General features: G+C 43.7%; 16 protein-coding genes and 1 tRNA gene. 7 read left to right on the top strand and 10 right to left on the bottom strand.

What is annotated here, in order from left to right:
* Window positions 1-3 precede the first annotated feature (3 nt).
* Window positions 4-1,485: an RtcB family protein gene (locus tag KEJ24_02625; protein ID MBS7646719.1), complete on the top strand. Its 1,482-nt coding sequence runs from the start codon at window positions 4-6 to the stop codon at window positions 1,483-1,485.
* Window positions 1,486-1,526: 41 nt separating this feature from the next.
* Here KEJ24_02625 and KEJ24_02620 read toward each other — a convergent pair whose 3' ends face one another.
* From KEJ24_02620 to KEJ24_02610, 3 genes are read right to left on the bottom strand one after another with little or no spacing between them, the layout of a single operon-like run.
* Window positions 1,527-1,763, bottom strand: coding sequence for a hypothetical protein (locus KEJ24_02620; protein MBS7646718.1), 237 nt, complete (start codon window positions 1,761-1,763; stop codon window positions 1,527-1,529).
* A gap of 16 nt (window positions 1,764-1,779) precedes the next feature.
* A complete protein-coding gene (locus tag KEJ24_02615; GenBank protein ID MBS7646717.1) occupies window positions 1,780-2,646 on the bottom strand; it encodes a hypothetical protein in 867 nt (288 codons plus the stop codon).
* Complete coding sequence (locus tag KEJ24_02610; protein MBS7646716.1) at window positions 2,618-2,884, bottom strand: hypothetical protein; 267 nt, start codon at window positions 2,882-2,884, stop codon at window positions 2,618-2,620. Before KEJ24_02610 ends, KEJ24_02615 begins: the two co-directional genes overlap by 29 nt.
* Window positions 2,885-3,236: 352 nt before the next feature.
* Here KEJ24_02610 and KEJ24_02605 point away from each other — a divergent pair, with 352 nt between their 5' ends.
* From KEJ24_02605 to KEJ24_02595, 3 genes are all read left to right on the top strand, one after another.
* Window positions 3,237-3,905, top strand: coding sequence for a hypothetical protein (locus tag KEJ24_02605; GenBank protein ID MBS7646715.1), 669 nt, complete (start codon window positions 3,237-3,239; stop codon window positions 3,903-3,905).
* Between the two features lie 54 nt (window positions 3,906-3,959).
* Window positions 3,960-4,057, top strand: a tRNA-Gly gene (locus tag KEJ24_02600).
* Window positions 4,058-4,083: 26 nt separating this feature from the next.
* Complete coding sequence (locus tag KEJ24_02595) at window positions 4,084-5,316, top strand: tyrosine-type recombinase/integrase (GenBank protein ID MBS7646714.1); 1,233 nt, start codon at window positions 4,084-4,086, stop codon at window positions 5,314-5,316.
* 183 nt (window positions 5,317-5,499) lie between these two features.
* Here KEJ24_02595 and KEJ24_02590 read toward each other — a convergent pair whose 3' ends face one another.
* Window positions 5,500-6,213: a hypothetical protein gene (locus tag KEJ24_02590; GenBank protein ID MBS7646713.1), complete on the bottom strand. Its 714-nt coding sequence runs from the start codon at window positions 6,211-6,213 to the stop codon at window positions 5,500-5,502.
* A 326-nt stretch (window positions 6,214-6,539) separates the two neighbouring features.
* Between KEJ24_02590 and KEJ24_02585 the strand changes: the two genes are divergently transcribed.
* A complete protein-coding gene (locus tag KEJ24_02585; protein MBS7646712.1) occupies window positions 6,540-7,766 on the top strand; it encodes a recombinase family protein in 1,227 nt (408 codons plus the stop codon).
* Between the two features lie 3 nt (window positions 7,767-7,769).
* Here the strand turns inward: KEJ24_02585 and KEJ24_02580 are convergent, their stop codons facing one another.
* The 4 genes from KEJ24_02580 to KEJ24_02565 form a co-directional block, all read right to left on the bottom strand.
* Window positions 7,770-8,597 (bottom strand): transcription initiation factor IIB family protein, encoded by an 828-nt coding sequence (locus KEJ24_02580; GenBank protein MBS7646711.1) that lies wholly within the window; start codon window positions 8,595-8,597, stop codon window positions 7,770-7,772.
* A 3-nt stretch (window positions 8,598-8,600) separates the two neighbouring features.
* The gene (locus KEJ24_02575) at window positions 8,601-9,527 is read right to left on the bottom strand and encodes a recombinase family protein (protein MBS7646710.1); all 927 of its coding nucleotides are present in this window, start codon (window positions 9,525-9,527) and stop codon (window positions 8,601-8,603) included.
* A gap of 88 nt (window positions 9,528-9,615) precedes the next feature.
* Window positions 9,616-10,407 (bottom strand): hypothetical protein, encoded by a 792-nt coding sequence (locus KEJ24_02570; protein MBS7646709.1) that lies wholly within the window; start codon window positions 10,405-10,407, stop codon window positions 9,616-9,618.
* Window positions 10,408-10,419: 12 nt separating this feature from the next.
* Window positions 10,420-10,974 carry a hypothetical protein gene (locus KEJ24_02565; protein ID MBS7646708.1) on the bottom strand — a complete coding sequence of 185 codons (555 nt, stop codon included), beginning with the start codon at window positions 10,972-10,974 and terminating at the stop codon, window positions 10,420-10,422.
* A gap of 124 nt (window positions 10,975-11,098) precedes the next feature.
* On the opposite strand from KEJ24_02565, the gene KEJ24_02560 reads away from it, so the two are divergent.
* Together KEJ24_02560 and KEJ24_02555 are read left to right on the top strand one after the other, a co-directional pair.
* Complete coding sequence (locus KEJ24_02560; protein ID MBS7646707.1) at window positions 11,099-11,269, top strand: hypothetical protein; 171 nt, start codon at window positions 11,099-11,101, stop codon at window positions 11,267-11,269.
* 281 nt (window positions 11,270-11,550) lie between these two features.
* Window positions 11,551-12,906 carry an NTP transferase domain-containing protein gene (locus KEJ24_02555; protein ID MBS7646706.1) on the top strand — a complete coding sequence of 452 codons (1,356 nt, stop codon included), beginning with the start codon at window positions 11,551-11,553 and terminating at the stop codon, window positions 12,904-12,906.
* A gap of 189 nt (window positions 12,907-13,095) precedes the next feature.
* Here the strand turns inward: KEJ24_02555 and KEJ24_02550 are convergent, their stop codons facing one another.
* A complete protein-coding gene (locus tag KEJ24_02550; protein ID MBS7646705.1) occupies window positions 13,096-13,782 on the bottom strand; it encodes a hypothetical protein in 687 nt (228 codons plus the stop codon).
* Window positions 13,783-13,842: 60 nt separating this feature from the next.
* The coding region (locus tag KEJ24_02545) for a hypothetical protein (GenBank protein MBS7646704.1) at window positions 13,843-15,147 on the bottom strand (1,305 nt) is incomplete at its 5' end.

The raw sequence follows: 15,147 nt of genomic DNA, 5'->3' as shown, positions 1-15,147 counted from the left end.
CTAATGGGTGAAGAAGGAGAAGGTCGACCACCGTCTGAAAAAGTTCCTCTCGAAAAAATTGACGACTACACTTGGCGCATTCCAAAATATAAGCCTGGAATGAAAGTCCCGGGGATTATTTTTGCTAACAAGGAATTATTAGAGAAAATGCAGACAGATAGAACCCTTGAACAGTGCGCTAATGTCGCCCATTTACCCGGAATATACAAGTACTCCATAACGTTGCCCGACGGTCATGAGGGGTACGGTTTTCCAATTGGCGGCGTAGCTGCGACAGACTATGAGGAAGGCGTCATAAGTCCGGGTGGTGTAGGCTACGACATTAACTGTGGTGTCCGTCTCTTGATAACAAACCTTTCAGAACAGGACATCAGGCCAAAGCTTGCTCAGTTGGCAAACGCCATTTTCGAAAATGTTCCATGTGGTTTAGGAAGCCGACGTAAAGACTTCAAAGTGACAATCCATGATTTGGACAGGCTTGCTATGGAAGGTGTTCAATGGGCCATAGACCAAGGACTCGGATGGGACGAGGATGCTGAACACTGTGAAGAGAGGGGGTGCATGAAGAATGCTAATCCAGACAAGGTTTCAACAAACGCTAAAAACCGTGGACTGCCACAAATAGGCACTTTGGGCTCTGGAAATCATTTCCTTGAAATCCAAAAAGTTGACAAAATCTACGACCCAAGAACCGCCAAAGCCTTTGGAATAGAACATGAAGGCCAAGTGACTGTAATGATTCACTGTGGTTCAAGGGGTTTCGGCCACCAAATCTGCTCGGATTATTTGAGGGTTATGGAACGCGCCGTCCACAAATACAAAATTGTCCTTCCCGACCGGGAGTTGGCATGCGCCCCTGGAACCAGCAATGAGGCTGAAGACTATTATGAGGCCATGGCTTGCGCCGTAAACTACGCCTTTGTGAACCGTCAAGCCATAATGCACTGGGTTAGGCAAAGTTTTCAGCAAGTTTTCAAAGAAGATCCGGAAAAGTTTGGCTTAAAACTGTTGTATGACGTTGCTCACAATATTGCCAAAATCGAAATTCACAAGGTTAACGGTGAACAAAAGAAGGTTTGGGTTCACCGGAAAGGTGCCACAAGAGCTTTTCCACCTGGGCATCCAGAAATTCCAGCGGACTATAGAAGCGTGGGTCAGCCCGTAATAATCCCGGGAAGTATGGGAACAAGCTCGTGGCTTTTAGTGGGTACCCCAAAGGCTATGGAGATAAGCTTTGGCTCTACAGCTCATGGCGCTGGAAGAATGTTGAGTCGCGCTGCAGCTAAACGAAGGTTCTTCGGTGGAGACGTTAAACGAAGCCTAGAACAGAGGGGTATAGCCGTTCGGGCGGCAAGCGCCGTGGTATTAGCGGAAGAAGCGGATCCAGCATACAAAAACGTGGACATCGTTGCGGACGTAAGCCATAAAGTTGGAATAGCCACAAAAGTTGCCAGACTCGTTCCGCTGGCGGTGGTTAAGGGCTAACACTCACTCTAAAAGTTAGATTTACCTTTTTTCCCGCACATTTAGATTATTGGTGTGAGTTTGGGCATGGTATAACTTTTTGACGTGTCCACTTCGAGGGCATAAAGGTTTGTTCTTGGTTTTATACCGTAGACAAGCACTGTCCCATATTTACGTGTAATTTTTAGATGTACATCTGCGAGTGCGCTGAGAATTTTAGCTACTTGAGGGTAACCTGGCTTGAGAAGAATTATGGCTAAGCCTCCATATTCTCTTATCCATGTGACATCCATTTTCAAGGTAGAAATCGCCGCCTTAACGCCGTAAGTATCTATAAGCGGGTCTATCCCCTATAATGCTTAGCAGTGGCTGCCCTGTTCTCTCCATCAATTCTTGCTTAATCTCCATGTATCTCTTGTAGTCCTCTAAAACATTCTCTCCCTTAAAAGTCAACACGTTTGGTTCTGGCTTAATTCCAGGATGGTCTCTAATACATATTCTCATGAGACTATTTATCTCGTCAACTTTTAAACCATCTTCTTCAGACTTCTTTCTGATAAGGTTGCAGTCTACTCCTCCTGAGGGAATGATGATTACGCCTTTCCCTTGAGCGATAAAGTTTGAAATTGTCGGAGACGCTATGAGCTGGTATTGGAGCCTTGAGACTTGCTTATCAATTTCAATAAGAACTGATGAGCCTCTTGGGTAGCCTCCTCCAAGCATTTCATCGAGGCTAGGCGAGCCTGTGGAATAGAAACAGGCGGTGTCCGGTTGTGGTTGGAACCTTTGCGGATTATTGATCAGCTTGAATTTGAAGGGTGTAAATGCTTTGAAGCCACCTTTAAGCGTGAAAATTAAATTTGTTTCTTGGATTGGTGTTCCCCTCATCTTGAAAAATTCAAGTTCCCTTAGTAATCTTCGTTCCAGAAAGCTTCTTTTGAGAATGATTATGCCATCGGCGACAAATCCTTCGATGCCAAGAACCATGTTATTGCATTCATAGGGGTTCTCTATAACCACTATAGTTGTGCATTCTTGAATTCTACAAATCTTTCCTAGAATGGTGTGTAAAAACACTCTTACTTCATGGGGGTCTTTGAATGCTTGAGCCATAGCGGAAAATGAATCTATAACAAGGCGTTTCGCTCCTAACTCAGATACTTCTTTTAAAAATTTGCTCAATAACCGCTGAGATGCCCTCCTCCTTAACGGTTAAAAGATCTAAAAATTGAAACTTCCCATTTTCCTCAAGCTTTTTAAAATCATAACCGAAACTTTCCATGTTCTCATAAAAGGCTTCTCTGCTTTCAGCAAAACTTACGTAAACACCTTTATCGGCATGATCTACACACCCGTGATAAAGAAATATGGCTGAAAAGACGGTTTTGCCAGCCCAGGGACAACCAGCCAACACAATCAAACTACCCTTTGGAAAGCCCCCCGAGAACAGCGTCGATCCCTTCAATACCAGTAGGGATGAGACGTTTTCTTAAACTGTTTTCGTTAAATGTGTTTTCAATTCTGGGTAGCATTCTAAACCCTATTTTAAGGGATAATTTGCGGTATAATTATAGCATATAGAACGATATAAGATTTTTTACTTAATGCTCTATAACAACAGTAAAAACCACTGCTTGTAAGGCATAAGTTCTTTAGTTCTGTCATAAATATAATATTAAGTTTAAGAACATTGCCTCACCTTGGACAACCGCTAGGCTAAAATGAGGCGTAATCTAAACTCTTACATACACCTTACAAAAGAGTGGTTCAAATTGCCTCTTAAAGATGAATGCAAGCTTTGCGGGCGAGTGCTTCCCATAAGCTATCTTAAGCGTTGTCAACGCTGCGGCAAAACTTTCTGCCTCGACTGTATGGTTCCAGACGTTGCCACAAGCGACGCTGGAAGGCCGTTATGCCTGCACTGTGCAAGGAAAACAGTTTCTCCAAGAACCAAAAACAAGTACGAGGCTCTAACACGTTACCTTCGTTTTAGGGCAACCTTCACCGACACAGTTAGGCTTTCATTCGCCCAAATAGACGGCATAATCGGAGATAATCTGCCCTTGGGGGCTTATCGTTCAACAGAATGGTGGAAGAACACGCCCGACACGGCCCACGCAAAGGCCTGGCTTGATGCTGGATGGAAAGTTGTGGAGGTAAACTTAAAAGAGGCTTACGTGGTCTTCCAGAGAATAAGAACCCGGCAAGTAGCCAAACCTGAAAGAGAGAAGAAAAAAGCTGACCAACAACAGCGGAACCCATTCACACCGCCGCCAGCGCGGGTTTTCACGAAACGAAAACCTTCTAAGACAAAAATAGCAAAACTCTATGCAAGACTAAAAAACATTGAAAAGGCCAGGGCAGCCCAACCCAAACTTCGTGGAAGCTTTAAGCCGAAACCAGCCCATGAAAAACGACTGTTGAAACCGAAAAGCGAATAAGATAAAAATTTACCTAACCACTATAGCGTATCAGAGAGTAGCTAATAAAAAGGCGCGGCCGTCGTCTAGTCTGGTTAGGACACAGTCGCCGAAACAGCGGTGGAAGCCTTCCAAGCCTGCGATCCCGGGTTCAAATCCCGGCGGCCGCACCAGTACCTCTAGTTCTGGTGCGCTTTCCATGCCCCCGATTTTAAAGTCTACAAGCTCCTTTGTAGTTGAGATGTACGATATACATGATTACCATAAGAGGGTTGAGAGTGCTAAGCGAAGGCTGAGGAGCCTGCCATATTCGGAGCTGTTGTTGGACTTCATCGATCACTTGCAAGCCTTAGGTCTATCTAAAGGTAGGATTGCGAAGTATGCCAATCACCTGTGCACCCTATTTAAGGCATGCCCATTTGATCCTCGCCACGCCTCGAGGAAGAGCGTTGAACGGGTTATTGCGTGGATAGAGAGTCAGCCGTATAAAACTTCGACTAAGGATGACTTGAGGCTTGTTGTGAGGAAGGTTGTTCAATATGCTAAATGTGGGAGTTGTGCTAAGAAAACGCCTGTACCTCCTGAAGTAGCGTGGTTCAGCGTTAGAAGCAGAGACGATAAGGATTCAAGGGTTAGGCCTGAATCGCTGCTAACGATTGATGAGGTGAAGGCGATGATGGCTGCTGCTGAGAACGAACGCGACAGAGCCATGATATCGATCCTTTTCGAGGCAGCCCTCAGGCCTAGTGAACTGTTGTCCATGAAGGTTGGAAGCGTATCCTTCAACAGCCAATACTGCCTCATAACAGCTGTTGGCAAAACAGGGTTAAAGCGCATACCGCTTGTCGCAAGCTTCAAACCCTTGCTGGAATGGCTGCAGAAGCACCCGCTGAAAGGCGACGTCAACGCCCCATTGTGGGTTGCGCTTGGAAACAACTCGAAGAATGGTAAGGTAAGCTATTATTACCTGAGGAAGCTCATTAAAAAATTGGCGGAAAAGGCTGGTGTGAAAAAAGATGTTTGGCCGTACCTTTTCCGCCACACAACACTCACAAACCTCGCTAAGGTATTTACGGAATCGAGGCTTGAGCACTTCGCCGGATGGGTTCAGGGATCCCGCATGGCAAGGCGGTACGTCCACTTCTCAGCAAGAGACATTGAGGATGCCGTGCTGGAACTGCATGGAATAAGGAAGAAGGACGAGACGGACGGTGTATTAAGGGCTGTGGAATGTCCACGATGTAGAGAAAGAAATTCGCCCGACAGCGTCCGATGCAGCTTCTGCGGCTACATTCTAGACGCAAGGCTAGCATTTGAAACGGAAGAAAAAAGGGTGGAAAGGTTGGAGGATATCCTCAAGCGCTTGGAGAGGCTTGAGCAGATGGTTTATTCTTTTCTAGGCGGGAAAGGCGAACCTCTTCAGCAACAATAGCTTTGATCCCCTGAATTTCCATGAGCATCCTTTCAAGGTCTGTTCTTTTTACTAGAACGTACTCGTCGCTTGCCACATTGACACCAAGAGCTTAGACCGTCTAAACTTAAAAAATGTGGGTATGAAAGCATAACGAAGTTACAGCGACGGATGGTCATAAATGTAGTAGGTTACTGAAGAGTATTAGATTTTGCCTTCCTTATGTAAGCCTTCGTAGACCAACGCCCAGAATAATATTTGGCCCTTTACTTGTGCAGGTTCGTTAATTTTGCTTAAATCTAAACTGAGGATGAAGGTCAATTTATCGGTTTGAGCAACTCTTTCTCTAAATTCTTTATCCTTAAATAGGCGTTCTAAAAGTTCCAGAGCCGCTTTTCCAACGGCTTCTTCTTCTGTAGCTGATTGTGGCTTTGGGTAAATAGCGATGTCCATTCCCTCGACAAGGGATTCGGCATAGCCTTCTATTTTCTGCAAAATTTCTTTGGACATGGGGATGATGAAGCCCAATGTTGCAGAGGCCGCCAAATATTGAGCGTAAGCCTTAGCGAAAGATTCTTCCAATAATGGAGCCATGTATTTAAGCGTTTTACAACGTTCCCTAAGCAACGTTCTGAATACATCTAGTCCAGCGGATCCGGTTTGCCCTGCAGACGCAACCCTTCTAAGTTCTTCATAAACTTTTAATCCCTCTTCGGAAAGCCTTAGCATACGAGTCCTTGGAAAACCTCCCCTTCTTTGTAAAATTAATTTGAGCCCAATAAGCTTCTCCAAATGTGTGTAAGCAGACTGCCGGGACAAACCAGCCTTTTTAATCATCTCTGAAACACTAACTTCTCCATCACCTATCGCTAAAATGATCTTTCGATCCACATCATCAAGACTTATAACGTCGAACACCTTTCACATCACCTATTGTACAGATATTAGACAACAGTAACACTTATATCTTTTCTTCAGTTATACTGATATTAGACAACAGTAAATCTGGGATGAGCAGAACAATGTCGGCTTTAATAAATTTTCGAAGGATTTTTAAGTTTCGTATGATACGGACTGCCTTGGCTGTTCATATCATACGTTCCTTAAAAAGCTGTCGCAATTTAATTATGGCAGTCGCACTAACATCATACTTGCTTCTTTTTGTCACTCTAACATCATACTTTCATGAGATTACCACTTGTTGTATCGCACCGACATCATACCTACTGTTCCTAGCCTTTCAGTTGACGATCGATAAGTTTTATCAGGCAAATCCATTTGGTAAGGAGTTTTGGGTTGAGGAGTTTGGCGGCAATGGGCCTCGTGTAGCCGCGTACCTGAGAGTTAGCACGAGTAAACAGGCTAAAGAGGGGTTAAGTCTCGAGGTTCAAAAAGAGAGGCTTGAAGCTATTAAGGAGAAGCATAAGCCATCCAAAATCTACTGGTTTATTGATCCCGGTGTGAGCGGAGAGGACTTTGACAACAGGAAAATTAAGGAAATAATGGAACTGCGGGAGAAGAAGGAAATTGATGAGCTCTGGGTTACACATGTAGACAGAATAGGAAGAGAGTGCGAAGATTCGCTATTCTTCTTCCTTAGATTCTGCAAGGATGGTGGCTTGATCCGCACGCCGGACAGAACCTATGGCACCAAGGATCTAGCCGACATAATGCTTTTCGTCATGGAAAGCTATGTGGCAGAGAGTGAAAACAAACGCAGGGCTGAGCGTGCTAATGCTAGCAAGATCCAGAATTTCAAAAAAAAGAAATGGAATAAACCCATTCCGCTAGGCTATCGCAGAAGTGGCGATGGCTGGATAGAGAAAATTCCAGGATATGGCCCAATAATTCAAGACATTTTTGATCTCTTCATTAAGTATAAGTCGTATAGCAGGGTAGCAAAGGAAATCACCAATAAATATAATGCGGTGCTAAATAGGCCCCTAAGTAGGGATGTGATTAAGCGAGTGCTCTCTGATCCAGTATACGTCGGTCACCCCTCATTTTTAGGTGAAACTGTAATTGACGGGTCCTTACGCTATATTGATGATGCAACATTTGAAAAATGTAGGTCTTTTATGCACGATAACAGTAGCAATATAAATGGCTCGGTACAGCAGAAAAGCAGTACATTAGCACAACTAACACAAGTATATGATGTCTCGCTTTTAGATTTCATAGATGAAGTTGCAGAGCTTCATCATAGGAGATGCGGTGGCATTCTGACTAGAAATGGTTCTAGATTTGAGAATTCAACCCTGCAGCAAGTCTATAAATGTAATAAGTGCAATGCTCAATTTAGGATACCGACAAAACGAATGCTGGAAAAACTCAGCGAGCAAAACAGGATCCAGTCAACAAATCTTATTCCACAAACCCAGCAATCATCAAAGCAACGGACGGAACAACAACCCAAAAGAAGCGTTCAAACCTCTCTATTTGATTATAGTGCCTCCCCCACCTGGGGGTAATTTCTATATCATTAAGACAACCTGCAGTTTTTTGATAATATCCTTATATGTGGATCTAACGGTTGCATCCGTTATTCCTGCAACGTTTGCTATTTCCCTTTGGGTTATCCTATTACCGATTATTGTCGAAGATATGTAAATAGACGCTGCAGCTAAGCTTGAGGGAGCAGCTTTCACTTGCACACAATCTTTTGCGGTCACAGCTATCTTCTTTGCTATATCTGTTACGCTTGCATTTAGTGCTAACCTATCGCAGATGCGTGCAACATACCCCTCGATTGACGGGTACTTTGCATTATATCCAAGTTTATCTAGGATGAACCTGTAGCACTTGAAGATCCTATTTGATTTAATCCTAGTGGTTCTGGCTATTTCGCGTAATCCGCACGCCTTTCCAGTCCTCTTACTGGCCGCATACACTATCGCCGCACTCAGAACCTTAATGTTCTTACCCTTAAACGTACACTTCTTAGCAACGTCCTCATAGATATCTATGGCAGTCTCTACAACATCATCGCCTAAGTCCAGCTTTCCCGCCACATTAATTATTGACGCTATAGTCCGTGCCATGTTTTCTTCCACAGAATCCGAAAACCCGAGAAAATCGATGAAGGCCTTTATGTCCATGCAGTCTGGCAGAATGTGCTGCTCGCCCCTCTTCCTCATCCTGCCTCTTCTAGGCTGATCATTTTCTACCTGGCCTGCTTGGTCTATTACGAGACCGCAATCAGCGCAAACGGGGTGCTTCTCAATAAACTGTATGGCGCTGGCCCCACAGTACGGGCACTTATACTTGTCTACCTGCTCTTTCACCACGACTTGCGTCTGCATTCTCTAATCACCTCCAAGACCTAGAACTCCAACTTTTCTAAGAGTCTCACGAACCTTCTGGATGAACCTCTCGACCTTCGCAGCCTTTCTATCCGGGGGCATGGGAGGCCTCTTCCCCTCTCCTCTTCTAAACCTTAGCCTAACATGTTGTGCTCTATCAAACAGGTCCTTATCGATTATAGCGTATTCAGCAACATGCTGGTTTATGCCGGCAACTCTATAATTCCCCACGTATAGCCCGTTTGTTAATATGTCTCTCACAGTCCTCGCAGTCCACTCGCCACCCCTCTTAGTTTTAACACCTTCCGCGTTCAATCGGTAGGCAACCTGCGCCATGGATTCTTCCTCAAGATACATCTTGAATATCCTTCGCACAAGCTCGGCCTCTTCAGCGTTTACCACTAGCCTACCATCCTCCGCTTTATCGTAGCCTAGAGGTGGATGCGGGTTAGGCCACTTTAGCTCCCGCGCTAGGGCGTGTAGGCCGAGCCTCGCTCGCTCGCCAATAAGCTCCCTCTCCAGCTCGGCAACAGACGCTATATTCCTAAAATTGAACCTTCCAACAGGCGTTGTTGTGTCGATGAACTCTGTGACGCTACATAATCCAACACCCCAGCTTCTCAGCATACGTTCAATGTTAACTAAGTCCACCAATGACCTGCAGAATCGATCGAGCTTCCAGAAGACTATGACGTCTATTTCGCCTTTCTCTGCCTTCTCAAGCATAAGCTGGAACTTCGGCCTCTCAACGGTTCCACCACTCTGGCACTCATCAATGAAAACATAGCGAACAATCCAGTTCCTCCGACGGCAGTAATCCCAGCACTGGGCAACCTGTCCCTCAATGCTATAGTTGCACTTCTGATTCGCGGATGATGTCCTCGCATATATTGCTGCAAACAGAGGTCTTCTTGCATCCTCTTTGTTCATATTACTCCTCCATGAGTCCATTCGTGCAAAAATGTGGCAACATCCTCAGGTGCTGGTCTCAATCTCTCGCCTCTCGTCGCACAGGATTCTATCTAACTGGTTTTGCATGTAAATGATGCTGCACTATTTGTCGGACTGTTCTCACGATTTTCGGGAGGGATTTTTGCATGGAATCAAAGTAAGAGTCCAAAACATTCTGCGCGTCAACGATACAGGTTCCCATGCTTCGTGTGGGGTTATGTCTACATTCCTCATTTTTGCTGTTGAGGATATCTATGCCACGCCTTATCGCCGCGATTAAACAAAGCTCAAGTATGGAGTGATGCTTGTTTGGATCTATCACTAAAACCTGGTTTGGTATTACCCGCCAAATGACGCAAATGGAGTTTGGCCTTTCCAGCCAGTATCTAATGAGCTGGCTGTACGAGAACCCTCTGCCAGTTTTCACCTCAATAATGATTTCGAGATCTTCTATCTCAACTAAAACGCCTGTCATTGTAGGTTTAACAGTTACGTCAGGCCTGCCGAAAACGCCGTCCACCTCTTGCTCAATCTCGAGGTTTAAGCATCCTGCCTCAAACGTTTGCCGCAGAGCTTCAACTAGTAGCCCTACAGCTAACAAATGGTTCTGAACGTAAAGCGCGTCCGCCCTGTCGTCAGCCTCTGGATGTTGTAAAGCTTTCCTGATGCAGCCTCGACAAGAATATTTTAGCAGCGTGTCCAGCACGAAGGCTTTTCTAGGCTTTCCAGAAGGCGTTAGAAGTCCATACTTTATGGCTACGTTGTTGCAAATATTATCCAGCCAAATTCTTAATTGTTCGAAGGATAGCTTTTGATCCTGCAAGGCTAAGAGTTTGGGAGTTTCGTCCAGTCGACTCAATGTTTCGTCCTCCTAAGTGACGTAGCCTAAGCCTTCCCATCCACAACTTTGTTGTATGTCATCCTTGTCGTCGGACGCGCTGTCTTGGCGCTGGCTTAACATTATACGCTTAATCATTTCTGTGTAGGCGTTATCGCGCAGATGCGTCCAAACCCTCAGCTCTCCGTCGACAAGAAACATTCTACGGGTAATGCCAAAGATTCCCCCAGCCTTGTCAAGCAGGCTTATGGGTATTGCTATAGCAACATCACCGTCCTCTCCCAAAGCCCTCTGAACAGCTTCAACAGCATCTGACAATCCAACCGGATCAAGTCCGCCAACCTTATTAACACATATAACCGCCAAACATTCCCCAAGCTCATCCTCAGCAAACACATGAACCCTCACTTTCCTCCCAAAGGCTTCAAACACTTTATCAAGAAATACCTTGTTAAATCCCTCCGACCTAAGCTCCAAAGCAATAGACAATTTAAGCTGGTTCATGTTTAGCGAGGAAATTACATTGTAATCTTGCGTGCCATGGAGCTTTGCGACAGTAGTTTTAAATTTGTTCTCTGTTTCTCTCAACACATCTCACGTCCATGTAATCCATGTTATCCATAGATTACATAAGAACATATAAACTTTTCTATGGAAAACATTAAATATATGCATTCCATAATAGCATCAAAAATTAAGAGGCTGTGTAACATTGCCTGGAAAAAGAACATCAATACAGATTTATGAAAGCACCAGAGAGGAACTTGTAAAAATTAGAGGAGCCCTTGAATCAGAAAATGGAAAGCCCAGGAGCTTGGAAGACGTTATACTCGAACTCATAGAGTATTGGAAAAAAGGACACAAAATGCGCCGTTCAATTTGACTTAGCAGTGGGACTTTAATTAGCTTATCAGGCCGGGTCTTGACGTAGAGCTTAAGAACTGATACGCCAAAAACCCTAAGTTCTAATAAAAGTTGGTCTATAAAAAGACAAGGAATGCCTTTAGACGTTACTAACAGAAATTCTATAGATTTCTTTAAAAAGTTGAAGGCATTTATAGTATTGTTCAAACATCTTTATTGTCTGAATCTATGAAAATGGCAAGAGTTTTAAAGTGAATTTGCGCATAATTTAATGCCTCGCTATCATTGGAGGATTTATTATTGGGAGAAGGGGAGCGACTTTCAGTTTCAGCTTTGGTCTTAGCTGCGGGAGAGGGAAGTAGGCTTAGAGATTGCGCAGAGTCGAAGCCCCTTCTTCAAGTTGCAGGGGTACCTTTGATTGGTAGGGTTCTTCGAGGCCTTAAGGAAGCTGGAGTACAGAAAGTATGGATAGCTATTGGTTATAAAGGAGATCTGGTTCGTCAGAAAATCGGCGACAATTATGCAGGACTTGAAATTTATTATATAGTAGTTGAAAACTGGAAAAAGGGCAACCTTTACTCCTTACTGGCCGCAGAAGAAGTTTTTAAACATAATTTCTTGCTCTGCATGAGCGATCATGTTTTCGATCCAGAAATTCCTAAAAAACTTGTTAGAAGCAAAATTGACAGTGCTGTTGTTTTGGCTGTTGAGAAAGTGCCAGAGGACCACACAAAAGTTCTTGAAAAAGATGGCTTAATCTTCGACATAGGTAAAAAATTTAACCAATCAAACGTTGCAATCGATACTGGGCTTTTCCTCTGTTCCCCAAAAATTTTTGAATATGCAAGACAGGCTGCCAGCAAAGGGATGTCAGAGCTTTCAGACTGCATTAGAATCGCCGCACAGAACGGAGACGCACAAGTTGTTGATGTAACCGGGCACTGGTGGGTGGATGTGGACACAAAAGATGATTTTCATCGCGCGAAAAGGTTAATCGTCGAGAACTCGCAGAAAAGGCGTGGAGCTTCGGATTTTGTGGCTCATTACTTTAACCGACCCATAGAAAACGCCATTCTCTATTACGTTTCGGAGTGGGGGTTCATAACCCCAAATAGACTAACCATACTCACAAACATTCTTGCATGGTTTGTTACATACCTATTTTTGTCTGGCCATTTGGGTTTAGGATCCCTCTTAACATTTGTAGTTGGTATTATCGACGGCTTAGATGGAAAGTTAGCGCGAATACGTGGATGCTCAACAAAACTTGGGCTTATGGAGCATCCATTTGACATGTTATACGAATTTTCATGGTTGATAGCCCTTGCATTGTTCTTAAGCCAAAGTGAGGGCCTGCTTCCCCTAATATATGCTTCCATATCCATCATGTTTATTGCATTCTACAGATTTTGCTATGACCAATTCAGCAGAGCAACCGGCATAAGCTTAGACGTTTATGGAAAGTTCGAACGCGCCTTCAGGAGAATCGCGGGCAGAAGGAACATCTACAACATCTACATCCTTTTAGGCGTCCTCTTAGGAGTGCCACTCCATTCGCTGTTAGCAATAATGGTGCACTCAGCCCTAACCGCTGTAGTATACGCTTATAGGGCTTCTGTGCATTTACATGCTTTAGATAAGAGAACAACTTTATAGGTAAGAATTGAGAAAACTTTGGACTTCACCTATCGGGGGTTATCTCTAGCGTCGAAATTGTTGAATGGGATAAGGATTAAGGAAAAACTGAAAATTGAAAATCCCTACGCTTTTTGTATGGGCCTTGCTCTTTCTTCATTAGCAACAAGCATGTTATCAACGCCTTTACCCGCATTTTTCTCAAAAGATTTAGCTGTTCCATGGATCACTTTTCACGTCTTTTGGGACTTGAGTTTCCTCTGATGGTTTGGTAAAGCTTTCAATTTTAAAACTTTTGTCGAGGTATTCATGGAAGAAAAACCATATTGCGAAAACACCTATGGCTATTCCTACTCCTATGGATAACCCTAATGTTAACGCGTTTTTTACTTGGTCGCTCAGCGCTGTTATATCGATCAACATCGCGGTAATTAATATTAGGACTATGACCATTGCGTAGCTTCTCAGGCGGGTATCAACTTTAACTTTGCTGATGAGCATATTGAAAATCGCGAATATGATAATTGCAATAACGACTATGCTTACAACGCGGGCACCGTAATATATTCCGTTGCTTATTAACTGCAGATATTGCGGGCCTAGGAAAAGGTTAACTAGGCCATAAATGGTGATTAAGACTATGCCTAGGTCGGCTAGGAATATTATGAGGCCATCAAGCGAGAAAGGTAATGTGAAGCCGGTGAACTGTTTAAACATGGCGTCCAATTTTGCGAGTTTCAATAGTTTTCGAAAACCTATGTTCAAAACCTTAATTATCAAGAGGGTTATGACGATAACAATTAAGGCTATGAATATTTTAGGAAGAAGATGTATGGTTTCTGCAGCTACTTGCGCAAGTATTTCTTGCAGTATTTCAAAGAGGTTTTTGTCCGCCAAGGAAGGAGCCTCATTTTAGAGCGTTGTATTATAAATTTTGTTCGCTTATTAAATGTGTCTCTAACCTATTAATATCCATAGAACGCGATAAATTAAATAAAGCGCCACTATGACTAATGAAAGGGCCAATAGTCTTAACGTTGTCAGTATTGTTTCTTTTGAAATTTCAACGCTCATTCTATATCCGGTTAAGCTGGTGTTGTATAAAACTTGTGAATATGTCCTGGCAACGTCTTCGGGAACGACAGCCACTTCTGGAATGATGATTAAAGCTATGACTGTTGCGGCGGCTTTCACGGCTAAAGCCATAGAAAAGCCTACCATAAAGTTTTGTTTCGCAAACATTCCCATGGAGGCAGCAGTCAGTTGTGCCAAGCTTCCTAATACTGCCAATAAAACACTTGACTTTACAGCTCCAAACCACTTGTTATATCTCGCGAAAAGGAATGTTCCCAAAAAGTTTGCTCCAGTAAACGTGAAGGAGGTGTAAACGTTAATGGCTGGGTGTATATGGGGCCAGGGTGTTGCCAAAATGATGGCTGGTCCAAGAGTGTTTAATGCGAGGCTAATGCGAAGTGTTTTGAATGTTCTTTTTCTCCAATAGAGCGAAGCAGCAACACTTGAGATGGTTCCAGCAAGGTTCATTGATGCCGCCAAAAAATCAGGCCCACCAAGATAATTCATAACGTAAGGCGCCCATATTAACCCCATTAGGTTACTTGAAGCCATTAAAATTACAAAGAATGTGGAGGTTGAGAAAATTTTTTCGGGCTGTTCTGTCGCTTTTGGAAATTGTTTTCCTTCCAAGTGGGATAGGTCAAGAAACCCCAATAGCAACGTGGAGATAAGGCCCAAAAGTGCTCCAAACGGAAAAATGTAGCTGAACTTGGCTTCTGACGTTAGGAACGCCAATAGGAACACTCCCAGAGCAAAACCTAAAATGCTTGAAATGCCGTTTGCAGCAGATCTCTTGGCAGTGACATCTCTTATCATATCTTCGTCTAAAGAGCCGTAAATGGCAAAGGCCAGGAATATGCTTATGATCGATGAAGAGACAAGGCATGTTGCGTATAACAAAAAAATAAGCAAACCAGTTGCAGTTAAAGGCATTAAGAGCCAAATAACCCTCTCCAGAGCATGGAAGAAAACAAGCTTAAGTTTCACGTCCCTCGTGATGAATGATGGCTTTTTATAAATTAAGACGCCAACAACAAATGACGCCGTGGACGAGGCAAGCACCACAAAAGATATTTCTTCAACGCTCTGCCTCAGCGAAGCTAAATAAATGACAAATAAGCCCCTTGTCAATGAGACATAAACTCCGGCGAATAAAGCCTCAAAAATCAGAATCCACCTAAGCCTATG

This window comes from Candidatus Bathyarchaeota archaeon (assembly GCA_018396705.1).
In the GTDB taxonomy this organism is placed as follows: Archaea; Thermoproteota; Bathyarchaeia; order Bathyarchaeales; family Bathycorpusculaceae; genus DRVP01.
Note: the sequence above shows the minus strand (reverse complement) of the source record. Positions and strands in the feature narration are given on the sequence as shown.

Coding starts and splice junctions, on each gene's coding strand:
- KEJ24_02575 (MBS7646710.1), bottom strand. CDS start 9,527: ATGAACAAAGAGGATGCAAGAAGACCTCTGTTTGCAGCAATATATGCG.
- KEJ24_02625 (MBS7646719.1), top strand. CDS start 4: ATGGGTGAAGAAGGAGAAGGTCGACCACCGTCTGAAAAAGTTCCTCTC.
- KEJ24_02580 (MBS7646711.1), bottom strand. CDS start 8,597: ATGCAGACGCAAGTCGTGGTGAAAGAGCAGGTAGACAAGTATAAGTGC.
- KEJ24_02595 (MBS7646714.1), top strand. CDS start 4,084: ATGCCCCCGATTTTAAAGTCTACAAGCTCCTTTGTAGTTGAGATGTAC.